Annotated in this window: 24 protein-coding genes; 3 read left to right on the top strand and 21 right to left on the bottom strand. The window is 35.2% G+C overall.

The window, feature by feature from the left end; all coding sequences use genetic code 11:
- Positions 1 to 17: 17 nt before the first annotated feature.
- The 4 genes from HOY35_RS05905 to HOY35_RS05890 are packed head-to-tail and all read right to left on the bottom strand — an operon-like array spanning position 18 to position 3408.
- The gene (locus tag HOY35_RS05905) at positions 18 to 1460 is read right to left on the bottom strand and encodes a glycoside hydrolase family 1 protein (protein WP_172211291.1); all 1443 of its coding nucleotides are present in this window, start codon (positions 1458 to 1460) and stop codon (positions 18 to 20) included.
- Positions 1461 to 1466: 6 nt separating this feature from the next.
- On the bottom strand, positions 1467 to 1799 hold the full coding sequence (locus HOY35_RS05900; RefSeq protein ID WP_172211460.1) for a PTS lactose/cellobiose transporter subunit IIA: 333 nt from the start codon (positions 1797 to 1799) through the stop codon (positions 1467 to 1469).
- 36 nt (positions 1800 to 1835) lie between these two features.
- Positions 1836 to 3071, bottom strand: coding sequence for a PTS sugar transporter subunit IIC (locus tag HOY35_RS05895; RefSeq protein WP_172211289.1), 1236 nt, complete (start codon positions 3069 to 3071; stop codon positions 1836 to 1838).
- Between the two features lie 22 nt (positions 3072 to 3093).
- Positions 3094 to 3408 carry a PTS sugar transporter subunit IIB gene (locus tag HOY35_RS05890; protein ID WP_172211287.1) on the bottom strand — a complete coding sequence of 105 codons (315 nt, stop codon included), beginning with the start codon at positions 3406 to 3408 and terminating at the stop codon, positions 3094 to 3096.
- Positions 3409 to 3630: 222 nt separating this feature from the next.
- On the opposite strand from HOY35_RS05890, the gene HOY35_RS05885 reads away from it, so the two are divergent.
- Positions 3631 to 5571, top strand: coding sequence for a PTS sugar transporter subunit IIA (locus HOY35_RS05885; protein ID WP_172211285.1), 1941 nt, complete (start codon positions 3631 to 3633; stop codon positions 5569 to 5571).
- 839 nt (positions 5572 to 6410) lie between these two features.
- Here HOY35_RS05885 and HOY35_RS05880 read toward each other — a convergent pair.
- The 3 genes from HOY35_RS05880 to HOY35_RS05870 form a co-directional block, all read right to left on the bottom strand.
- Positions 6411 to 7874 carry a glycoside hydrolase family 32 protein gene (locus HOY35_RS05880; protein ID WP_172211283.1) on the bottom strand — a complete coding sequence of 488 codons (1464 nt, stop codon included), beginning with the start codon at positions 7872 to 7874 and terminating at the stop codon, positions 6411 to 6413.
- A gap of 23 nt (positions 7875 to 7897) precedes the next feature.
- A complete protein-coding gene (locus HOY35_RS05875) occupies positions 7898 to 8749 on the bottom strand; it encodes a GRP family sugar transporter (protein WP_172211281.1) in 852 nt (283 codons plus the stop codon).
- Positions 8750 to 8944: 195 nt separating this feature from the next.
- Entirely contained in the window at positions 8945 to 9916 is a 972-nt protein-coding gene (locus HOY35_RS05870) for a LacI family DNA-binding transcriptional regulator (RefSeq protein WP_172211279.1), read from the bottom strand.
- Positions 9917 to 10184: 268 nt separating this feature from the next.
- Here HOY35_RS05870 and HOY35_RS05865 point away from each other — a divergent pair, with 268 nt between their 5' ends.
- A complete protein-coding gene (locus HOY35_RS05865) occupies positions 10185 to 11345 on the top strand; it encodes a YgcG family protein (RefSeq protein WP_172211277.1) in 1161 nt (386 codons plus the stop codon).
- Positions 11346 to 11457: 112 nt separating this feature from the next.
- Here HOY35_RS05865 and HOY35_RS05860 read toward each other — a convergent pair whose 3' ends face one another.
- The 7 genes from HOY35_RS05860 to HOY35_RS05830 all read right to left on the bottom strand — a co-directional run bounded on the left by HOY35_RS05860 (position 11458) and on the right by HOY35_RS05830 (position 17312).
- Positions 11458 to 12693, bottom strand: a complete 1236-nt coding sequence (locus HOY35_RS05860) for a zinc-binding dehydrogenase (protein ID WP_172211275.1) — start codon at positions 12691 to 12693, stop codon at positions 11458 to 11460.
- A gap of 25 nt (positions 12694 to 12718) precedes the next feature.
- Positions 12719 to 13567 carry a PTS system mannose/fructose/sorbose family transporter subunit IID gene (locus HOY35_RS05855; protein WP_172211273.1) on the bottom strand — a complete coding sequence of 283 codons (849 nt, stop codon included), beginning with the start codon at positions 13565 to 13567 and terminating at the stop codon, positions 12719 to 12721.
- 27 nt (positions 13568 to 13594) lie between these two features.
- Positions 13595 to 14395: a PTS mannose/fructose/sorbose transporter subunit IIC gene (locus HOY35_RS05850; RefSeq protein WP_172211272.1), complete on the bottom strand. Its 801-nt coding sequence runs from the start codon at positions 14393 to 14395 to the stop codon at positions 13595 to 13597.
- An 18-nt stretch (positions 14396 to 14413) separates the two neighbouring features.
- Entirely contained in the window at positions 14414 to 14905 is a 492-nt protein-coding gene (locus HOY35_RS05845; protein ID WP_172211270.1) for a PTS sugar transporter subunit IIB, read from the bottom strand.
- Positions 14906 to 15325: a PTS sugar transporter subunit IIA gene (locus tag HOY35_RS05840; RefSeq protein WP_172211268.1), complete on the bottom strand. Its 420-nt coding sequence runs from the start codon at positions 15323 to 15325 to the stop codon at positions 14906 to 14908. It lies immediately after the preceding gene.
- A gap of 75 nt (positions 15326 to 15400) precedes the next feature.
- On the bottom strand, positions 15401 to 16201 hold the full coding sequence (locus tag HOY35_RS05835) for an SDR family oxidoreductase (protein ID WP_172211266.1): 801 nt from the start codon (positions 16199 to 16201) through the stop codon (positions 15401 to 15403).
- A 163-nt stretch (positions 16202 to 16364) separates the two neighbouring features.
- Positions 16365 to 17312 carry a sugar-binding transcriptional regulator gene (locus HOY35_RS05830; RefSeq protein WP_249641484.1) on the bottom strand — a complete coding sequence of 316 codons (948 nt, stop codon included), beginning with the start codon at positions 17310 to 17312 and terminating at the stop codon, positions 16365 to 16367.
- Positions 17313 to 17681: 369 nt separating this feature from the next.
- On the opposite strand from HOY35_RS05830, the gene HOY35_RS05825 reads away from it, so the two are divergent.
- On the top strand, positions 17682 to 18449 hold the full coding sequence (locus HOY35_RS05825; protein ID WP_172211264.1) for a Cof-type HAD-IIB family hydrolase: 768 nt from the start codon (positions 17682 to 17684) through the stop codon (positions 18447 to 18449).
- A gap of 128 nt (positions 18450 to 18577) precedes the next feature.
- Here the strand turns inward: HOY35_RS05825 and HOY35_RS05820 are convergent, their stop codons facing one another.
- From HOY35_RS05820 to rpsN, 7 genes are all read right to left on the bottom strand, one after another.
- Complete coding sequence (locus HOY35_RS05820) at positions 18578 to 20914, bottom strand: cation-translocating P-type ATPase (protein WP_172211262.1); 2337 nt, start codon at positions 20912 to 20914, stop codon at positions 18578 to 18580.
- A 12-nt stretch (positions 20915 to 20926) separates the two neighbouring features.
- Positions 20927 to 21250: a helix-turn-helix transcriptional regulator gene (locus tag HOY35_RS05815; protein ID WP_172211260.1), complete on the bottom strand. Its 324-nt coding sequence runs from the start codon at positions 21248 to 21250 to the stop codon at positions 20927 to 20929.
- Positions 21251 to 21424: 174 nt separating this feature from the next.
- Positions 21425 to 21544: a putative metal homeostasis protein gene (locus tag HOY35_RS05810; RefSeq protein WP_172211258.1), complete on the bottom strand. Its 120-nt coding sequence runs from the start codon at positions 21542 to 21544 to the stop codon at positions 21425 to 21427.
- Positions 21545 to 21562: 18 nt separating this feature from the next.
- On the bottom strand, positions 21563 to 21985 hold the full coding sequence (locus HOY35_RS05805) for a NusG domain II-containing protein (RefSeq protein ID WP_249641483.1): 423 nt from the start codon (positions 21983 to 21985) through the stop codon (positions 21563 to 21565).
- Positions 21969 to 22949, bottom strand: a complete 981-nt coding sequence (locus HOY35_RS05800) for a GTP-binding protein (RefSeq protein WP_172211254.1) — start codon at positions 22947 to 22949, stop codon at positions 21969 to 21971. Before HOY35_RS05800 ends, HOY35_RS05805 begins: the two co-directional genes overlap by 17 nt.
- Positions 22950 to 22973: 24 nt before the next feature.
- The gene (locus HOY35_RS05795) at positions 22974 to 23375 is read right to left on the bottom strand and encodes a hypothetical protein (protein WP_172211252.1); all 402 of its coding nucleotides are present in this window, start codon (positions 23373 to 23375) and stop codon (positions 22974 to 22976) included.
- A 26-nt stretch (positions 23376 to 23401) separates the two neighbouring features.
- Entirely contained in the window at positions 23402 to 23671 is a 270-nt protein-coding gene (rpsN, locus tag HOY35_RS05790) for a 30S ribosomal protein S14 (protein ID WP_172211250.1), read from the bottom strand.
- Between the last annotated feature and the right edge of the window lie 135 nt (positions 23672 to 23806).

The raw sequence follows: 23806 nt of genomic DNA, 5'->3' as shown, positions 1-23806 counted from the left end.
ACTCCTTTGCTAACCATTTAATTTAACTCACTACCATTTGATTTAATAACATTTTGATACCAGAAAAATGAATCCTTTCTTATTCTCTTACACGCTTTTGGATCATCGTCTGTTCGATCAACATAAATAAATCCATAACGCTTTTTAACACCATTACTTGTCGATAGTAAATCAATAGCAGACCACGGACAATAAGCTAAAACTTCAACGCCATAATCAATTGCACGCTGCATTGCTATAACATGACTTCTTAAATAATCAATCCGATAGTCATCATGTATTTTATTATCCTCAGTTAATTCATCAAAAGCACCCAAGCCATTTTCTGTAATCATTAATGGTTTATTATACCTAGTATAAATATCTCTAAATAAATACTCCAAGCCAATTGGATCAATCGCCCAATCCCAATCCGTAGTATCTAAATTAGGGTTTTTGCACATTTCATAAAATCCTGGATGTGTTTCAAAGCCGGAAATTTCTCCTTTTTTACCTGATAAATTAACACCGCTATACCTAATCGCTTTACCAGCATCTTTGGGACAAGCCTTAGCACACTCACTTGCATAATAATTCAAGGCAAGGAAATCAGAATAGCCTTCTTTAATTAATGCCATATCACCAGCTTCAATTACTGGCGCAAGACCATTTTCCTCTAAGTAAATCATCGCTGATTTCGTATAAATACCTTTAAAATAAATATCTAGGTAATAAGCATTTCGTAAATCATGAGCATTTTGTGCCGCCATAACATCCTCTGGTTTAGAGGTTAAAGGATAAACCGGCGCATAGCCAAGTGCAGCGCCAACCACCCCATTTGGAACAAGCTCATGGACTAATTTACATGCAATAGCATGCGCAAGGTTCATATGATGATTGATTTGATAACGTAATTGATTATTGGCTTGCAATTCTTCTGGAATAAAGCATTTTTGGGTCCAATATTGAACAATAATACTTTGTTCATTAATCGTGGTCCAATACTTAACCTTATCCTTAAACGCATTGATAACATAGCTGGCAAAATATTCAAAATCGGCTACAATCTGTCTATCAAGCCAACCATTATATTTTTCAACCAGTGCCCACGGCAAATCATAATGATAAAGTGTTACAATCGGTTCAATCCCATTTTTCAAAAGCTCATCAATTAAATCATGATAAAATTGTATGCCTTTAGCATTAACTTCTCCGACACCCTCTGGGAAAATCCGTGACCATGCAATTGAAAAGCGATAAGCTGTAAAGCCCATCTCCTTCATTAGGGCAACATCTTCCTTATAATGATGATAATGATCACTAGCAATAGCTGCTGTTGCAAACCCTTTTTCTTGATAACTTTTTTCATTGATAATATCTTGCTGTGATGCTTTTTTCCCATCTGAATAAGCTGCACCCTCTACTTGATAAGCACTAGTCGCAGCACCCCACAAAAAATTTTTAGGAAATTTTTTTTTCATATTAGCTTAAATTCCTCCTTTCATTATTTTTAAAATATCTATCATTTCTTTTGCCATCCGCATTTCAGAATTAATTGTCATTAAAGTATCCTGTGCATGAATGAAGAGCAATGAAACTTCAAAGCTATGTCCACTCGCCTCTTTCTGAATTACTGAGGTTTGAGCTTTATGGGCTAAAACAATATTCTTCTCAGCTGCTCGCATTTTTGCTTCACAGGCTTCAAAATCAAATTGCTTCGCTAACTTTAAGGCTTCTGTGAGCAAGCTTCTAGCGTCACCCGCATGAATAATAATTTCCATTGCGACTGATATCAATTCATTTTCTTCTTGTTCAATCATATATGTTTGCCCTCTTTTCATTATAAATTCTCAATATTATACTGTTGGTATTTCTTCAGCTAGCTTTTCTTTTTCAAACGCCTTAAAAAACGGATACCAGATAACTAGATAAATCACAAACAAAATTACCCACCAAATCACTGCTCTAATATCTTGTGTAACCATTACACTTGAAATAGGTGCCGGTACCTGACCAACCTGAATCATTTTTGAAGGAATATTTAATAGGCCTGTGCTCATCAGCACCCAAACATAAATCGCTCCTACAATTGAATTAATCCAAGCTGGAAGCATTAGTAACGGATTAAAAACAACAGGTGCCCCAAACATTACTGGCTCATTAATGTTAAAAATTGATGGTGCCAGAAATACACGCCCCAACGTCTTTAATTGCTTAGATTTAGAGAAGCACATTAATAAATTCAAGCCTAGGGTTGCACACATACCACCCATTGTAATAAACGCTAAGGTAAATACTGATTCACTTGTAACAATATTTTGAGCGACACCGCCAGCCTCAACCGCTTCAATATTTGCTTGAATACCCGCCATAAAAATAGGCGTTGTAACGGCTCCAAATAACCAGCTAGAGATTCCCATGGTATAAAAGAATGCGGGAATAAAACAGATTAGGATAAATCCAGGTAAAGTCTGACCAATTGCTGCTACTGGTTTAAATACTGATAAAATAACTTCAAACATATTAATTTTTAAAACGTTCACTAGGATCATCGTTATTCCTAATACAATTAAATTTGGAATAATTGTATTAATCCAGCCCGTTACAAAATCAGGAACACTACTTTCCTTCATAAAATTGAGCTTTCCCCATAAATGAAAGACAACTGAAACAAAGAGGCCTACGACCATCCCTACAGCAATCCCTGATGGTCCTAAATTACCTAAAAAAGCGGATAAGCTATCTGCATTTTCTCCCTGAGGTATAACGGTCATTATCAAAACACAAATTGCTGCAAGACCAGCATTGGTAATATAAAACGGATGATTCAGCTTCTCCATACACTGATTAGCCATCATAAATGCAACAATCAACGAAATTAGGCCAAAACTAAAATTAACAATTGGTGATAAATCCGGTAATTGCGGAAAAAATGAAACAAATACATTATAGAAATAAATCAAAGAGCCTGTTAAAATAAAAGGAATAATTTTTTGCATACTACTTGAGAGCGCCGCCAACCAAGGCTTTGAAAAAAGATTGTTCATTGACGGTGCAAATGAATTTGTTAACCAATCCATAAATCTTTTCATAAATAAATCCTTTCTAATTTTATTATTTTTCTAATGTTTCTAGTGCAGTATCCAATAATCTGTCACCATCTAGCTGAGCATAAATATCCTGTGGAATAACCACTACCGGCACACCATAAGGCTTTGCCTGCGCCTCATATTTGGATAATTCGCTCGCATAATGAGGACCAATCATCAAAATACTAATCGAGCTTAAAAAATCATTAACCTCCGAATAGCTTCTTGCTTCAATGCTCACACTTAATTTTCTTTTTTTAGCCGCTTTTCTTGCACTGCTTGCCAAAAAGCCACTTGACATGCCTGCGCCACAACATAATAAAATTTTTAAATTTGACATATTTGATTCCTCCCTTGTGTTAACTAAAATATACCTGTCATAGCATATCCTCTCAACCAATCTTTTGCACTTTAATGGGTAAATATGACGAAATATTTTTGCACACTAAAGTGAAAATAAAAAGCTTAATAATTGCACTTTGAAGGGCAATTATTAAGCTTGACCACCTATTACTTTATTACTATAGTTAAGCTAATAATAGAAGAGGAGGCATCAAGGTCAATGAATGAAAAGCATCAAAAACTATTACAATATTTATCCTCAGAAAACAGAATTGTAACAAGTAATGAGTTAGCAAATGCATTAGGTGTCTCAACCAGAACTGTTAAAAATTATGTGGCGTTAATTAACTCTACAGCTAATAATAAAATTATCATTTCCTCTAGAAGTGGTTACCAAATCAATAATAATTCACATATATCATCATTATTAGAAGACGAGCCTGACCAAATTCCACAGACAAATGAGGAAAGATCCTTCTATATTATTAAACGATTAATATTAAATCCGTCTATTGAGCTACATTTATTTGATCTCTGTGAATATCTATGTATCAGTTATTCAACAATGAAATCTGTTATTTTAAAAATGAATAATATGTATAAAGCATATAATATCCAATTCATTTCAGAAAATGATAGAGTCAAAATTATTGGCAGTGAAAAGGATAAGCGTAAATTAATCAGTTATGTCATCAATGAGGAATCCGGAGACAATTTCACAGACATTACGCAAGTTAAACAAGCATTTCCAAGCTTTGATACAGACACATTATATGGCATCATAATAGAAACCTTTAAAAAACATAATTATTATTTGAACGATTTCGCATCCTCTAATTTATTGTTCCATTTAGTAATTATGATTAATCGAAAAAAGCAAGGAAACTCTTTAGAATCGACAGAGTATACTATGTCGGCACTTAACGAGAATGAACAGGAATTATTGACTGATCTTTATACTTCTATTGAAAATATATTCAATATAATATTTAACTCGTACGAGCAAACGGAGCTATATATTCTATTCCGTGCCAATGCTAATTATTCATTAACAAATTCTAAACAGGACGTAATAGAGCTTGTCGGTCCCGAAATCATAGAATTAACAAACCACTACACCGAAAGAATAAATGCATTATATATGATTGATTTATCCAGTGATGATTTTATTTTGCCATTTGCGCTCCATCTTAAAGGCTTGCTCTTTCGTGCTAAAAATCAAAAATGTACCAGCAATCCAATGGCGGCACAAATTAAAAACAACAGTCCAATCATTTTTGACATGGCAATTTACATTAGCTTAGATTTGATGGATAGTAATAATCTATTTATTAGTGAAGATGAAACTGCATTCTTAGCAATGCATATCGGTGCCGAGATTGAACGCCAACACAAAAATAAATCAAAAATTCCTGCTGTCTTACTATGCCCAGATTATCATTCAATCAGTACTAATTTGCTTAATACCTTAATGCTTGATTTTGGAAATCAAATCAATATTGTCCGCAGTGTGCATTCAGAAAAAGAGTTACATGTATTTGAAGCAGAATACAATTTATCAGATTATGTCCTGATTTTTACGACAATTCCTGCTGTATCAGCAAATAAAAACATGATTGTCAGTATTTCACCATTCAATATCCACAATCAATACGAAATGATTCAGGAAACTATTTCAGAAAATCAAAAATGCTATAAAAATTATAAATTAAAAGAATATTTCAATATATATTTTGAAAAGGAACTGTTTGTAGCAAATCCCAAAATGAAAAGCAAAAACCAAATTTTAACCTTTTTATGCGATAAATTAGTTGTAAAGGATTATGTAGATTCAAACTTTGAAAAACAGGTCTATCGTCGTGAAGAGGCTGCAACTACGGCCTTTCAAAATATTGCAATTCCACACTCAATACAAATGGATGCGATTAAGACAAGCGTTAGCGTGGCTATTTCAAAGCAAGGGTTTCATTGGGGGAAAAATACGGTGCATTTAGTTTTACTACTAGCTATTAATAAAGCTGATAAACAAACCTTTAGAGTATTATATGAATCTTTAATTTCACTATTTAATAATCACACAACGATCCAAGAGGTTAGGGGTTGCAAAACCTTTGAAGAATTTGAAACATTAATCTATAGCAGAATTGATAATTTTGCATGAAAAAATTTTGCTTTCATTACCACTAACATATTTTCACTAAAAATACTTTAGTAATCTGTCCAAGCTCGATTTTTTTATAAAGCTTATCCTGCGATTAGGAGTCCAAAAAAAACAAAGTATACTTTGTCTTTTTTAGCTCTACAATAAATTGGACTGACAAATATTTCGGTCCATTTTTTATAGGCCTAATTTGGAATAAAACGACAACATTCAAAGTAATCTTGAGTAACACAAAAAGCAGCACAAAATGTGCTGCCAAATAATATAGGCAAACACTCGATTATCTTTCGGGCATTGGTCTATATTCTGAAGAGGCTGGGACAGAAATCCTTACTCTTTTCGTAATGTTTGTAATTCACGGGGAACAATGCGACAACGACTAGTCAACGTCTAAGCGGAAAATTCGCTAAGGCACGTTGCCACTAGCTTTTTTCGTAAGTCGCTAAAGCGATAACTTCAATGCCATAGGAAAATAGATAAATTGATGGCACGCACTTTGCAAGTTCCTTCTAAATCTTCGATTTTGCAGGCCCCCTCTACTTTAACCAAAGTCCTTCGGGAACTGTATGCAACTTTGTACGAACAAAGTTGCATACATGCTTGTAGAGCTACAGATAATGTTTTAAAATAGTAGTCCGTTATAAGCGACCTAGGAGCGCTTTAAAATTTTAGTCCAATTGTTGCTACGAATGATTTTTTCAGCTTATGCCGCTACTTTCAAGCCGGTGAAGCTAGATTGTCTAAAAAGCTGAAACGACTTGTTTTGACGAGACAGTTTACCACCTTCTTTTGCTTATACAATATTCATTACTTCTTCAAATATTTTTTAACGCTATTTTTTAATCTAAAACCTTCTCTAGCTGATAAGCAGTTATTGATACTTCTGTCTTAATCGTACTGGATAAATAAATTTGAAGCGGTGATTTAGGATAGATACGACTAGTAAATGTTTCCATACCATGATTAACAAAAATCTCTACTGAGGATTTATCAATGAAAATTTGTAATTCAATTTCGGATAAGCTTGCAACCGCACAAGCACGTTCGCCATCTTCTCCTTGGCGGATAAAAATTAGTTTCCCAGCAGCTCGATCATAATAAAATTCGGCAACGATACCTGATTCATCCTTTAATTCAAAGCCAAATTTTAAATCAGCGTCATTAGCTAGCTTGGCCTTAACTAAAAATTCGGTAGAATTTTCTTTTAGACCAATGATTTTTTCAGTTCCCTCAATCAATACAGGCGTATCATCAATTAACCGCTCTTGCCGTAAGCCTTCTAGTTCAATCACTGGCGTCATTCTTACTCTATTTTCAACAATATGTAGCTCTCGAGGTACAGTAAAGGCGCCCGCCCAATTATCATCCTTTTCCGGCATCGGTGTTTGCCACATATTCATCCACCCAATACCAACGCGACGACCAGATGATGCTTCAAAGGTTTGAATCGCATAAAAATCATGCCCACGATCAAGCTCTTCAAATTCGCCATGCTGGAAATCGTTGGTTGCGTAATCATATTTTCCAATAATCGAGCCTGTTTGGAATACATTTTTATATTTATCGCCTGAAGCCTCCATACCAACTGGTGAAAATAATTGGACGGCATAGCCATCTAACTCAAAGAAGTCCGGACATTCCCACATACTACCTAGTTTGCCATCTGAAGCTGCTAAAACGCCGACATAATCCCATGCACGTAAATCAGCAGAGCGATAAATAAGGGTACGCCCAATTTCACCATCTTTTGCAGTACTGCCGACCACCATAAACCAAGCACCATCTTTAAACCACACCTTTGGATCACGGAAATTTTGCGTATTATCACGAGGTGGTACCGAAATCACCGGATTACTTGCTAATTTAGTAAAATGAATACCGTCTGTACTTGTTGCAATATTTTGATTTTGATGGAAATCTGGTGAAAATGGATCACGGTTGGTCGGGTCATCAAAAAGATGCCCGGTATAAATTAATGTCAATTCTCCATTATTATCAACAGCACTTCCTGAGTAACACCCTCCCTTGTCACATTCGTCACCTGGCGCAAGAGCGATTGGTAAATGCTCCCAATGAACCATATCCTTACTTTTAGCATGTCCCCAATGCATAGGCCCCCAATCCTTATCATAAGGATGATGCTGATAAAAAGCATGATACTCACCCTGATAATAAATTAAGCCATTTGGATCATTGACCCAGCCCAAAGGTGGCATTAAGTGAAAATTTAGGCGATAACGCGTCTCAAAATTCCCTTTATTTTCTTCTGTAAACTGAATTGCACGTTCTAAATTACTTTGCATAATAGAGTCCTCCATTTTATTTATTAAAAGCTTTTTGAAATTCCGATACAAATTACACCTGCAAACACAAATGCTAAACCAATAATAATTGATCGTTTTTCCTTAACCGTTTTTTCTTCACCAAGTAAAACAATTCCACCGATAGTTGAAATCACTAAGCCAAGCTGTGAAAGTGAAAAACCAACTGCAACACCAAAATTATTATTTGAGTAAAGCATAATCAAATTACCTAATGCCCACAAAAGCCCAGGTATCATCAATTGAGTCGTTTTTTTAGAAAAACGATTTTCATCCTTCATCGTAATTAATAACGCGCCACAAACCATGCCTAGCGATTGTGGCAAAATTGCATCAAAGCTATTAATATTGAAAAAGCGAATCAGCATAACATTAGCAATGATTGCCACTGATGAAATTAGAATAATGATAATTCCTTTGGACAAGTTTGAGCTTTCCTCGCTCGCTTCTGAATAGGCAGTAAATGTAATTCCAATAATCAATAAAACAAGTGCTGAAATCCCGATGGCTAAAGCTGTTGCTGTCCCCCACTCACCAAAGAATAATACACCCATTAGGCTAGTACCGACTAGCTGCATGCCAGTTGTAATTGGAATGGTTCTCGAAACGCCAACTGATTTAAACGCTTTCATTTGATATAAACAGCCAATTGCCCAAACAATTCCTGAAACAAAGCTGACCGTAAAATTTAAGCCTGTGTAATTATGAGGTGTAAACGGAAAAGTAATTATCGCGAAAAGTAAAGCACCCAGTGTTACACCCAGTGTTTGTTGCCCTGTATTGCCCCCGAATTTTGGAATCACCAATGAGTAGGTTCCCCATAAAATTGAAGGAATTAATGCAAATAAAATATCCATGTTTTCTCTCCTTTTTGTTAAAGCTTTGACAATTTTGGGCGTGAATAAATTGACTTAATAATTATAAAGTTATTATAAAAAAACCCAAAACATTTGATAAATATACATTTATTAGTTTTAGAAAACGTTTTCTAAAACTAATATAAAACATCGGATAACAATTGTCAACCCTTTGACAATTGTTATCCGATACTTTTATCTATTAGCCAACAGCTGAACCGGACACTTGACCTTTACACCTTGACTAGTGAAGTCTTGGTTAATTTCACGAATTAATAATTTGACAGCCTCTGATGACATCTCTTCAATCGGCTGTTGGATCGTTGCCAAGTCTGGATAATATTTTATTATCAGTTCAGAGCCGTCATAACCAATAATATTAACATCCCTATTCAGCATTTGACAAACCTGTCTCGTTAAAAGTGCTGTTAAGTCATCCGCAATAAACATTGCATCAATTGCCTTATTTAATTCTAAGATACCTATTAAAATATTTTTTTTAACATCAAATGATAATTCATAATCTACTTCAAAAATCGATGGCGATAATGCTTTTGTCGTCAAAAAATCAATATAGCCTTGTCGGCGTTCATAAGAATAAGGTGCCTCATCAGCTCTCAAACTATTAATATGAACAATATGTCTTGCACCCTTATCATACAAATATTCTGTTGCCAGAAAACCACCTTGATAATTATCACTGCTTACAACAGGAATATTCTCAGAAAGAATGCGGTCAATTGATACAATCGGTAAATTAGCCTTCTTATAGATTTCTATATCTGTATTATGTGTACCTACAATTAAACCATCAACCTGATTTGCCAACAGCATCTGAACAAAATCTTGTTCCTTTTTTGAATCATTCATACTATTACAAATCATAACTTTATAACCAAATTCAGAGAGAATCTTTTCTAGATAATAAATGATTTCGCCATAAAAGGGATGGTTGGTCGTCGGAAAAATTAAACCGACGATAAAGCTCTGTTTGCCAAGTAGGGTTCTGGCAAGAGCATTAGGTCTATAGTTTAAGCTTTCCATTGCAGCGTAAACTTTCTTCCTTGTTTTATCACTAATGTTACCTCGGTTATTTATAACTCGTGAAACCGTTGTAGATGTTACACCCGCAAGTTTTGCAACATCCTCTAAAGTATATCGCTTCATTTTAATACCTCTTAAATTTTAAAAAAGATTTATATGGTAAAACTATCGTCACTACAGCTTTGCATAAAAAGTATAACATAAAAAATGCACGGTTATTAGCTACAAAAGGTAATTAGACAATCATGAATTATTAGGAAATAAATTACTTCAGCTTCTCTTACTGCATAATAACCTTACGCCTTTAGACTGATTGAAACGTTTATCAAGAGCGATAAAATTAAACTATCAACTTTTTTAAACAGTGTTATTATTTGGGAGGTAAAATGCTATGAAAAAAAAAGTAATTACGCTGCTTTCTTTTATTTTATTCTTTTTTGGGGGAGCAAGCTTTGCCAACGCTGAGGCACAAAATTATGTAAATGATCAGGCACATATTTTATCAGCTGGCGACAAAGAAGAATTAAATGCTAAGCTTTCAGAAATTACCGAAGCAGGAGATAGAGACGATGGTAAAAACGCTGGTATCCAATATGCTATATTGACCGTCAATTCAACAAACGGAGCCTCAATCGAAGATTTCGCTAAAAATCAATTCAACGAAATGGGGATTGGTGATCAATTAAAAAATCGTGGTGTATTGTTCGTTATTGCTGTTTCTGACCATGAATATCGAATCCAGCTTGGTGATGGTTGGAAAACCAGTCAATACGTCAATGAGGCAAATATTGAAGATTATGTTTTTACAGATTCAATCAGTGATAGTCTGCGTGATGAAAGCTATGTCCAAGCCATCAGCTTATTAACCAATAATATGATTGGCTTAATTGGAACAGAGGTTGACTTACCTACTAATTTACAGCCGCTCGGGCTGGCTCAAACACAGCAAATAGAGCAGGATCAACGAGAGCAGGCTGAGTTCAATCAAAAGGCTAAAAATGTAGCACAAATCGCCATACCAGCTTTAATCATTGGCGGTGTTGGTACCGTCGGATTTATTGGCATTAAACAACGCAAACGAAAAAAACTAATTAAAGATATCGCAAGCCTGTTCAACCTAGAATACGCCTTTGATGAAGATAAAGAAAAATTAAACGTCAAGGATACCGAGCTTGCTGAGGCGTTTGTCAATTCTAAAATGGCGCCAACCGAAGCAAATATTAATAAATTTTTTAAAGCATATCAACAAAATTCAAAAAATTATAACCAAGCAGTTAAAAACGGAAAAATTGAGCATCCAAAACGTTATAATAAAAAGCAAATTATTTTAGATATGACCAGCCGAACAAATGGTTACTATTATAATTCATGGACTGGTGACTGGTGGACGACAATTTTACTTTACAATTTAATTAGTGATCATTACTACACACCAACCTATGCTGCCTCAATCGCTCCTAAAGCTGACCCCTCTAGCAATTCTAATGATGATTGGACCAATTTTGGTGGCGGAGGGTTCTCAAGCGGTGGGGGTGCCTCAGGTAGCTGGTAAAAGCATACTGCATACTAAAAAACAAACGGATTGCCTGACACCGTTGAAACTATCCAGCTATAAAAAAACGCACGAGGCTAATCGTGCGTTTTACTATAGCTGATAATTTATTTTACTCAATTTCAGGATATGCCTTCAAAATATAAGCCTCAGCTTCCTTATTCCAGATACCATCATGTCGTGCTAAAATTTCGGCTAATTTATTATCCCTTTCAGCCACATCAGCTAATGCAAGTCGTTCAAAATTCTTATGCGTATAAACTAATTTTTTACCACCACCGATTTCTGGCTGCGATAAAGTTGTTTCTGCCAATGAATTCAAGCCTAAGATATGTGTCACAACATTAGCTACTTTGACCATACCAGATTCAATTGCCTGAACCCCCTTGCGCATATCGTCAGTATTACCGCCAGAGGTGCCAACATAATGTGTAAACGAATAATGAATATCATAAAAATTAATCGGTGCTAAGAAATCCTTATTTTGTGGACCCGCAAAGAAATTTAAACAACCATCAGCATTTAATAGCTTTGAAGCATCCGTGATTAATGGTGCAGCTGGTACTAAAACAAAAATATCATCATAGCCATCGCCTTCGACAACTTGCTTTAGGGCATCAACCTGATTATCAATACCTTTGGTATTCACAAAAGTAATTTTGGTTTCTTCTGTGGATGGATATAATTGAGCTGCTCGATCTAGCTTATCTTGATTAATATCTGTAACAACTACGTTTTTGGGTTTTATCGGGCCATGTAACGCATAATCAATTGCTAGGAGGCCCATTGGACCTGTTCCACCTAAAATTAAAAGATTACCACCTGCTTTAATGCCCATTTTATGGTTGTAAGAACCTTCAATTAAATGATAATTTGCTTCAAACGCACCAATCACGCAAGATAATGGCTCTAATAAAGAGCCTTCAAAATAAGTTTCACCATTATATGGAATTAAGCAGTCTTGCTCAAGGACATCCTTATCAATAATAATATAAGTAGCATCACCACCAGTATATGGATAAGAATAGCCGGGACAGTCAGGACGATCTGGCAATTGTAAATTAGCTTGAACTACATATTTTTGCCCTTTCTGAAACTTATCTTGCCACTTCTTGCCAACCTGTAAAATTTCACCACAAAATTCATGCCCAACCATAATTGGATGATTCGCTAAATCCTTAGGTGTTTTTTTATGATCCTCACCTTGATTTGCGAGTTTCCATGAAGACATACAAATACTGTCAGTTACTACTGAAGCTAAGATTTCATCGTCCTTAATTTCAGGTAAATCAAATGTTTCTAAACGTAAATCCTTTTTACCATATAATCGTACCGCTGTTGTTTTCATCAAGTAGCCTCCTAATTTCCTATCTTTAACTTAAAATCCCTAAACCATAGCCAATAATTCCAACTGCAAATAAAATGAAAATTAATAAAATTGGACTCATTTTTTTCTTCAATAAATACATCATTAAGAAAGTCAAACCAAGTGCTAAAATACCTGGAATCAAATCATCTAAAATATTTTGAATCGTAGTTACTACCTTTTCACCAGCAGCATTTTTTGTAGTATAAGCAACTAATGAAACATTGATAGTAGTCCATTTTGTTACTAACACACCCATTATGAATAATCCTAAAATTGTTGCACCTTCAGTTAGCTTTGGCAGTAAGCTTCCCGAAAGATTCTTAACAATACCAACACCCTGCTTCAGACCATAGGTCAAGCCATACCATTTCAACGCTAAGCGTGCAGCATTAAAAGCAAAGAAAAAGATAATTGGTCCCAAAATTTGACCATTTAAAGCCATCGAAGCTCCGATCGCCGCTAAAATCGGTCTTAGTGTGCCCCAAATTAATGGATCTCCAACACCACATAAAGGTCCCATCAAACCAATCTTTAAGCTGTTAATGGTACCGTCGTCAATGTCAGCACCATTCGCTCTTCCCTCTTCCATCGCCATAGTTACACCAATGACTGGTCCACAGACTGCTGGTGTGACATTAAAGAAGGTTAAATGACGTTTTAAAGCTGCCGCTTGTTCCTCTTTCGTATGATAAACACGCTTGATTGTTGGAATCATATCGACACAAAAGGCCAGCGCATGAATCCGCTCGTAATTAAATGAAGCCTGTTGAAAATTGGAATAAACAAAAGTTTGAAATATATCCCTTTTAGTTACTTTTTTTGCTAATACAACTGGTGTATTTTCTTCTACCATTAAGCTCATCCTCTCATTCTTTCATTACTAGTCTTCTAGCTCATCATCAGCAAGCTCTGTACCTGAATTTGTAACAGCAACTTGATTTTTTGCAAAATTTGGATTCAATTGAACATAAATTAATGCAATGATTAAGCCTAAGCCACCAAAGGCCAGCAAACTGAAATCCAAATAGCCACCTAAAATAAAGCCAGCAAAGAAGAAAGGTAATAGATATTTGATATACATCATGTTTAAAACCATTGCATAACCGACCACAACAATAATACCGCCCGCAACCGCCAAGCCTCCTGTAACCACCTCTGGAATCGCATTTAACATCCTAGTTACCGCATTTGCATCTACAAAAACAGCAACTAAGGTCGCTGGGATTGCCACACGCATTGCTTGAAAAACAAGAGCAAAGAAATGGAGAAAAATAATCCTTGAAAAGTTGGCCTGCTCTGCTTCCTTATCTGCCGCATGTTGAATCGCTACTGTGACAGTTCTCACCAATACAGTTAACACCTGACCGGCTACAGCTACAGGTAACGCAATCGCTATCCCCTTTTGAATATCTTGATGACCAACAACGACCAATATTGTTGAAATCACACTGGCAAGTGCAGAATCAGGAGATTGGGCTGCTCCAATATTCATCCAGCCTAAGGCTATCAGCTCCAGTGTACCGCCTAAGATAATACCTGTCTTAATGTCACCTAAAATCAAACCCGTGATTGTACATGCCACGATTGGTCGATGTGTTTGAAATTCGTCAAGAACACTACCCATTCCAGTAATACTTGACCAAATGAAAATTAAAACGATTTGAATCAATGATAATTCCATGTTGTCTCTCCTTTTTAATTAATTAAATGATACACCTGCCAATAATGCATTGAAGTCCTTTGGACTATCTGTAACAACGACACGACAATCTAATTTCACCCCTAAATCAATTAACTCTTTAAATGCCGCAACGTCCTCAGGAAATACTGAAATTGCTTTTGTAAGCTGAACTCGTCCCTCTTTAAATTGCATGCCCCCAATATTGATGGTTTCAATCGGTACGCCACCTTTTACCAAGTCCACTACTTCCTGTGGTTTAGTAAATAAATAAAAAACTGTCTCATTTTCATATTTTGGATTATGATGAACCTTAATCGCCTTTTCAGTCGTTAAAACGTTAACCTTAATTCCTGGTGGTGCAGCCTGTTTCACCAGCGTCTTACGAATTTCATCGTTTGCTACATCATCACTTGGAATAATAATCCTTTCTGCACCGGCCTCCTTTGCCCAAACAGTAGCTACCTGTCCATGAATAAGTCGATCATCTATTCTTGCTAATTTAATTTTCATCTATAACTCCTCATCATCTTCATCTATGTTTAATGGATTAAAGCATTTCACAGTTTGACCAACAATTTCCGGCAAAGTGGATGCCACTTCTTGAATGGATTGCTGGTTAATCATCGTAGCTATTTCTAAAATCAATGGTAACGACATCCCAGATACTATAGTGACGTCTAATTGTGGATTTTTTAGTGCTGCCGCGCAGCTTGCATTATAAGGTGTACCACAAAATAAATCAGTCATGACTAAAGTAGGCTCATTAAGCGCTTTCATTTTATTGGTGATTTTATCAGTTATACTATCCAATCCCTCTTCACTATAAAAATCAATTGAATGAAATTGCTCTAGCTTACCAAAAATCATTTCTGCCGACTGCTTCATTTCTTTTCCCAGCTGTCCATGTGCAACTAAGATCACTTGATTCATCTAATACCTCCTTTTAGTGTATTTATTCACAAACATTTAGTCGTATTTTCCAAAAAGAAAATACAAGTAAATAGCTTATCCTCTTGTTTTACCACCAGCAACATTAACCGTGACACCACTAATATAACTAGAACGATCTGAAATAAAATAAGCTACGAGATCTGCTACCTCTTTCAATTTGCCACTTCGTCCTAATGGAATGGTGCTTGTTTGACTATAGCCTTCACGTAATTGCTCAACTGTTTTACCTCTGGTATACGCCAATGCAGTCTCATAATCTATTGTTCTAAGACCAGTTTCCTCCATAATACCCGGCGCAATCCCAACAACCCGAACACCTTTTTTACCAAGTTCCTTTGCCCATGATCGAGTAAAGCTATTGATGGCAGCCTTTGTTGCAGCGTAAGCACTCTGCCCCTCAGATCCTTCTAAACCACTTTCAGAGGACATATTTACAATCACGCCATGTCTTTGTTCAGCTAATACTCTACCTACCACTTGACTAACTAGATAAACACCCTTTTGGTTAATATTTGTCATTTTATCGAAAATTAGATCATTGATTTCAAATTTACCATTTTCGGCTAATTGTTCATCAACTAATAATGCTGGGATGTTAATACCCGCATTGTTGACGACGGCATCTATGCCACCAAATACTTTTTTTGCTACTCTCACCAAATTTTCAACTGATTCTCGGTTAGATACATCTGTCTGAACAAATAAAATATTTTCCGCCTTATAATCTCCCTCATGAATATCAGCGTTAACCACTTTTACCTTTAACTCACTAAGCTCCTTGACAATTGCTGCGCCAATTCCTGAAGAACCGCCTGTAACAATTACCACTTTACCTTCAACTTCTAACCAACTCATTTTTGCCTCCTTTTTATCATATGTGATTTATACTTAACATATGTGATAATGCTATTTTAGCTTTTCATGTAACCGCTGTCAATAGTTTTTTAACATTTTATAATTTAAAATCACTTTTGTGATGATGCGCATAAAAAAAAGGCAGCTAGGCCTTCTTTATCTATCAATATTTAAACCGTAATATACTATTTGCAGTCTCCTCAGTTGTTACAAGCACATTAATGTATTTACCTTTTAATGCACCGATTAATGCAGTTACTTTATCCAAGGATTCAGCTACGCCAATTCGATATTCGGTATTCTTCAAATCATCAACCTCAATGCCAATGATTCGTCTATCTAGTTCACTTTCAACGTGAACACCATCCTCTGCATAAAACCGAGACACAACATCGCCAACAATCTCTTTAGCCCTTAAACTTCTAAGAACATCCTCACCATAAAACTGACGCCATGTATCATTGCCTTTTAACAATGGACTACCGACTCCCATGATTGCGACATCCAGCCGCCGCCAAAGTTGAATTAACTCCTGATTGAACTCATTCCTAATTAACGCATTTTTCAATGCCTCTGTTTCTGGAATTCCTGGTGAGTCAATTAAAAGCGCCTTCCCATGCAATTTTTTAGCCGCTTCATAAGTAATTGTATTAACATGATAATCACTAATCAGCCGCCCCGAAGGCCCACCAATCATTGGAATACAGGTGATATTATTTAAACTTAATTCTGGAAAGGCATTGGAGACGGCCCCCATCGTTTGCCCCCATGAAAATCCAATATTCATATTATTTTTTAAAATTTTTGGTAGAAAATCCGCTAATCCTTGAGCTAGCAATTGATCTTTTTGTTGTCGTTTCATATCTGGTGCTGCTGGGATAACAATCGCTTTTTTAAGATTAAACCTTTCTTCTAATCTTTTTTCTAAACTATAAGTACCAGCCATATCGTAATTGATTAAAATTTGCACAACACCTTCTTCTCTTGAGCGTTTCAGTAGTCGGCTAATCGTTGTACGATGAATATTGAGCTCCTTTGATATTTGACTTTGATTTTTGTCTTCTTGATAATACATTTCTGCAATTCTAACTAATAATTTATCTTCTTCCAAGTCAATTCCCCTCACAATAATACTATTTGATTCATTTCACAAATAGTTTTTGTTATCATTTAATCACATTTGTGAAGAACAAGCAAACATTATATTTAAATTTCAAACACTGTTAACTAATATGTCAGTTAACAATTTAGGCTAATCTAGCAATTGACTGCTGATATATTCGTTATAATACCATTTATAGTTAAACAAATTCTAATTAAAAAACCACTGCCATTTCTGACAGTGGAAGGAGTTTATGAAAAAGATTAATTATTTGGGATGAGTTCATCTTATCTTGTACAGCTTAAATCTAACTTAAATATATTTTTTGAATAATAATTAATATATAATTAAGCTAAACAATTTGGGAGAAATATTAATATGAAAAAAATAGTATTTATGGACCTTGATGGCACCCTCTGTGTAGGCGGTACATTGAAAATAAAAAAAGAAGTTAAAGATGCAATTTCCAAGCTACAAGAAAATAAAATATCTCCGGTCATATCTTCAGGCAGAAGCCTATATGAAATAACAGATTTATTGACCGAATTAAAAATTAATAGCTATATATTATCCAATGGCTGTTATGTTGTACTCGAAAATGAGATAATTAAAAATTACTACTTTAAACCCTTAGAGGTTGAAAAAATTCTTACTATCGCTGATAACTTGAATATCACGACAGGCTTTTTCAATCAAAAAGGTTATGCAATTAATAAAAATACGCGAGTCGTTAAGCAACATATTCACAATATGGGCATTAGTAATATTCCTATCAATTCAAATTTTCATCATTCAAATCAAGTCAATTTCATGAATTTATATATTGATGAAAATGGTGAACAATTAATTAAGAAATATATTGAACCTTTAGCAGAAATAGAAAGATTTGCACCACTAGCTATTGATGTTTTACCAAAGGGTGTGTCAAAAGGCGCTGGTATCAAGCAATTTATCAAAAAAATGAAAGCTTCAACCATTGAAACTTACGCTTTCGGTGATCAAAATAATGATATTTCAATGTTCAATGCAGTTGATTTTAGTATCTCAATGAAGCATGGTTCAGAGGAATTAAAGCAAATTGCGAGCTATACCGCTCAGACTACTGATGGCGTTTTAGAAGGGCTAAAGCATTATAAGCTAATTTAATCCTTCAAATATTAATGATTATTGAGGCTTACTATAATAACAATTCACACTTTTGAATATTATTATATTTTATTTTTTATTAATATAATAATATTCAATTTTTAATAACATCCACTACCTATTCATAACTAATTTGTATCTTTTTTCATTAATAATCGCAATGCATTCAATGTAACAGCTACAGCCATTCCAGTATCACTTAAAACCGCTAACCAAATTGGTAATACACCTGCAAAAATAGCTATTAATGCTATTAACTTGATAAGAAGGGAAGCAACTATATTTTGTTTAATAACTCGTACTGTCGATCGACTTAGTTTAAAGACAAACGGTAACTTGTTTAAATTATCAGCCATCAATATGATGTCAGCCGTTTCCATCGCCATGTCCGTCCCGATGCCTCCCATTGCAATTCCCAAATCACTCATCGCTAATGCTGGGGCATCATTAATACCATCACCAATCATCGCAACCAAATTTTCATTTCGTAATAATTGGATCTGCTTTGCCTTATCCTCCGGCATCATTTCTGCGAAAAAATCAGTTATGCCAGCATCAGAGGCAATACTTTCTGCAACATTATAATTATCACCTGTCAACATTACTAGGTGCTTAATTCCGATAGCTTTTAAACGAGCTAACGCTTTGACACTCGCTTCACGGATCGTATCACTGACCAGTAAGAAACCCATCACCTCATTGCTTTTACCAATAAAAATAACCGTATTCCCCTCTGATTCGTACTTTTGTTTTAATGAAAGCTGTTCATTAGTCAATGAAAACAGCTTGGCTGAGCCAACAGTAAAAAGTTCACCACGAATTATTCCCTCAACACCCTTACCGATTCTATTTTTTTCATTTGTTACTTCAAATCCTGTTACATCATTAGCTTTAGCATAAGCAACAATCGCTTTCGCTATCGGGTGATTGCTGTTTTTTTCTAAACTACTCGCAATTGATAGAATGGTTTCCAGATTTCCAGTTAACGGCTTAACTGCTAATACTTCAGGCGTTCCATTAGTAATGGTTCCTGTTTTATCAAAGGCAATAATACTAATTTTTGCAGCGACCTCAATAAAAGTACCACCTTTGATTAAAATACCATTTTTTGCCGCATTACCAATTGCCGAAACAATGGATACTGGCGTGGCAATCACTAAGGCACAAGGACAAGCAACAATCAATAGCTCTAGCCCTCGAAAAATTGATTCATGTATTTCAATATTCATTATTAATGGTGATACGAGCATTGTCACAATTGCCAATAAAAAAACAATTGGCGTATATATTCGAGCAAATTTTTCAATAAATGCTTCACTTGGCGCACGATGTTCTTCAGCAGCTTCGACCATTGAAATCACTCGTGCAATCGTAGACTCACTAGCAGGCTTATTTACAACTATCTCAATAGTACCTGTTTCATTTAAGCTACCCGCATATACACTATCGCCGACTGTTTTTGAAATAGGAATTGACTCCCCTGTAATCGAAGCTTGATTAATTTCTGTAGCACCTTTCGTAATAACACCATCTAATGCAATTTTATCGCCTGAACGCACTAAAATACGCGATCCAACACTAATTTCTGCAACTACTTGCTCAACCCATTGACCATTTTTCATCACTAACGCAAGATCAGGTGCAAGACTCATCATTTCAGCTATACTCTGACGAGTTCTGTCGACTGCCTTGACCTGCAAATAAATGCCAATCGTAAATAAATAAAGCACTGTAGCGCCTTCACTAAATTCACCAATTAGCAAAGCACCAATTGCTGCACTTGCCATTAATACATTCATATCAAGTGACTTAGCTTTGATTGCATACCAAGCACTACTAAAAGTCTTAAAACCCGTAAAAATAATTGTAATGCTAAAGAAAAAATTAGCAAGAATAGCTTGCTGGAGTAACATTTTACAAACAAGAGCAACTACAAAGATAATCGTGGAAATAATTACAATTTTATCTTGAGATAAATAGTTGTCAGCTGGATCCTGTTGATTTAGTTCATCAGCTAAAGTAGCTGAATAACCTAACTGTTTAACCCTTTTTAATACTTCATTTCTAGCAATATGCTTCGAATCTGTTGTAACCCTCATTTTTCCTGTTGAAAAATTCACGGTAGCCTGATTAACGCCAACAATTGTCGAAACAGCTTTTTGGATTGTCATCGCACATGCACCACAGTCCATACCTGCTATCTGATAATGATAAGCAGTATGCTCGGTTATCTTTTTTCCTTGTTTTAATCGATAAGAAGTACCGTCGCCATCATCCCCACAGCAATCATCATTAGTATTCGGCTTTTCAGTGTTCTCTTCAACGCAGCAATTAGCCTGATTATCATTATTATTTTCGGCTCTAGTCAATGACTGACACTCTGAGCAAGAACAACTTTCCTCTACCTTAGATTGACAACAATCATCATCACAAACATTTTTTTGCTTATTAAAATATTTAAGCATTTTTGCCTCCAACTAGTTAATATGTTTTTGACATTCTAATTCTTCCTTTATTTCCCAGTGCATCTCCGGAATCGTTTTATCAATTAAGTCAAGTAATAATAATAATTTCTGATTTGCTAACGTATAATAAACGTATTTTCCTGATTGGCGTCCAATAATAAAACCACACTCCTTCAAGCAAGCTAAGTGCTGCGAAAGATTGGATTGCGTACAGTCTACTTTATCAAGTATCTCGCTAACTGTTTGTTCACCTGATTTTAAAAGTTCAAGTACTTCCAATCGTATTTCATTTGAAAGTCCATGAATTAGCTTCATTCGTTTTTGTATTTGATTCATAATTTTAGCCTCTTTCATATTAATTTATATTGATATGTTAACAGTTTTTAACGTATTAGTAAAGACTGATATGTTAATTGCTAATTAATATATCAAAGTAATGCACACACACAAAAAAAAAAAAAAAAACAGTAGTATACACTTACAATAAGTGTTCACTACTGATAAACCATTTTAGCTCGCTTTCTTTTTATTTCTCTTAATTTCTTTAATAATTTTCAAAGCGCGTTTTCTAGTTTTAATATTTGGACTTTTTAAACGTCTTAAAGCGCTAGAAAAATCTGTTTTCTCCATTATTATTCTCCTTATTAATTAATAAATTAATGAGCCTGCTTCATCAGCCTCATTTGCTCGACTGACTTCAATTACTAAACGGTGAGGTAAGCAAATACTAGTTTGACCACTCTTGCTAATCCATCCTGTTTTAACCGCAATTTGGTCTGGACTATTATCCGCCTTAACCCTAATTCGACCATGATTTATTTGTACGATATTATACTGATTACTTGCTGGATAATAAGTTTTTTCATAATCATCAATTTCAGCTAAATTAAAGCGATCCACCTCTTTGCCATCAATACTCACAATTGCATACAGATCATTATTGTTTTTTTCTGAGTTTTGATTTAATTGAAAGATTATAATGGGTATAAATGAAGCTAATAATAAACACATTAAAATAAGATAATCACCAATTTTAGTATTCGCTTTAATAAACTTATAAATTACTTTCATCATAGGCAGCCTTTGATGAATGAATTAATTGCATAAACGATTGAGATATCGCTTCACTATCCAAATCTCTACCAATCAACACTATTTGGGTGACCGCTTCATCTGCTAACCGATTAGACATTTCAAAATGATAATGCGTATGCACACCATGCACCGTTACCATTAGATCCTTATTTTGTACTTGTAAGAAGCCCTTAAAACGGTAAATATTTTCCTTGAAGGAATAGAGTAGCCAATCAAACCAAGGAACAATCAAAGACTCGCTTATAGGTAAATCATATGTTAAGACAATTGATTGAAACTGGTGATGATGGTGATGAGGCAATTCCTCAACATATTCTGGTGCATGATTAAATAAGCTTTGATTAAAAAATGCTGGGCATGGTAAGGTAGGCTTATTAGAAATAACAACCGAGTCAGCAAGAGGATTGATTTCTGCTAGTTTATAGCTCACCGCGGCAATTTGTTCATAGTCCTGCCAATCAATTTTAGAAAGTAAAAAACGATCAGCTACTAATATTTGATGGTATGCTTCAGGAAAATTAGCTAACGTATAATCTATATTTTGACAATCAACGACCGTCAAAATACTATCTAGATAATAATAGTGTGATAACGCTGTACCCTCTAAGGTCTGAATGATCGATCTCGGATCTGCAATGCCAGTTGTTTCAATAACCACTTGACTTAAAGGGCGCTGCTCACGACTGAAGACCTTTTGAATCGATTGCAATGTATCTAGTAGATCACCACGCAAATTGCAGCACATACAACCATTGTTCAATTGAAAAACCTGCTCTTTAGAATGAATCATCAGATGATGATCAACTCCAACCTCCCCAAGCTCATTAACAATAATAATAATTTCCGCTTTCGGAATTGTCGTTTCCTCGATGACTCGATTAATTAAGCTCGTTTTGCCAGAACCAAGAAAACCTGTCACTAATACAATTGGAATTCCCATAAAAACCTCAGCTATCTATACTAATTATTTTAATTTAATATTTCGTTCTGAAAAATAAGACTCTAGCGCAATTTGTTCATCATAATCAAATGTATCTTGACTGATTTCTGCTAAAAGATAATCCTTAAAATCAATTGGGATTTCCCAAAAACCACCAATTTTCCGAAATAATGCTGAATCAAATTGAGTAAAAACCGGATAAAGCTCCAAAAAGGCATTAAAGTTTAAGTCTGCCGCCTCGTAATAATCCTTAACGTAGCCTTTTGCAACTGCTGCAGCTGTTGGTGCGCCATTCTCTGCTAAAAGCTGTTTACTAACCAATAAACGATAGATATCCGCTTTCGTAGCAGCTTGAGCTCGTGGATGCTTATATTTGTCAATCAATTCATTAGCCTGCTCTACTAACGGTGGATAGTAAATTTTCATTATCGGCCCCCTAACTTTATCATTGACTACCAGCTGGCCTTCTTTACTCCAGGAATTTGTCCCTTGTGTGCCAGCTCTCTAAATTTAATCCGCGACATACCAAATTTTCTCATGTAAGCCCGTGGTCGCCCATCAATTAAATCGCGATTTTTTAAGCGATTGGGATTAGAATCTCTTGGCAGCTTCGCCAAGCCTTCATAATCTTTTTTTTGTTTTAATTCATATCTAATCGACGCATAGCGTTCAATTAATTCTTTTTGGTGTTTTGCCTTTGCAATTTTTGATTTTTTTGCCATTTTCTCTCCCAACGTAAAAAAATATTTATGTAAATTGTAATAATTACGATTTACATAAACTATATTCTAACCACTTTTCAAATATTTGTCAATAAAAAAAAGCTAGAGCAACTGCCCTAGCCTTTCAAGCCATAT

The sequence above is a fragment of the Enterococcus sp. MMGLQ5-1 genome, assembly GCF_013155265.1.
In the GTDB taxonomy this organism is placed as follows: domain Bacteria; phylum Bacillota; class Bacilli; order Lactobacillales; family Streptococcaceae; genus MMGLQ5-1.
This window is presented reverse-complemented; position numbering and strand designations above follow the sequence as displayed.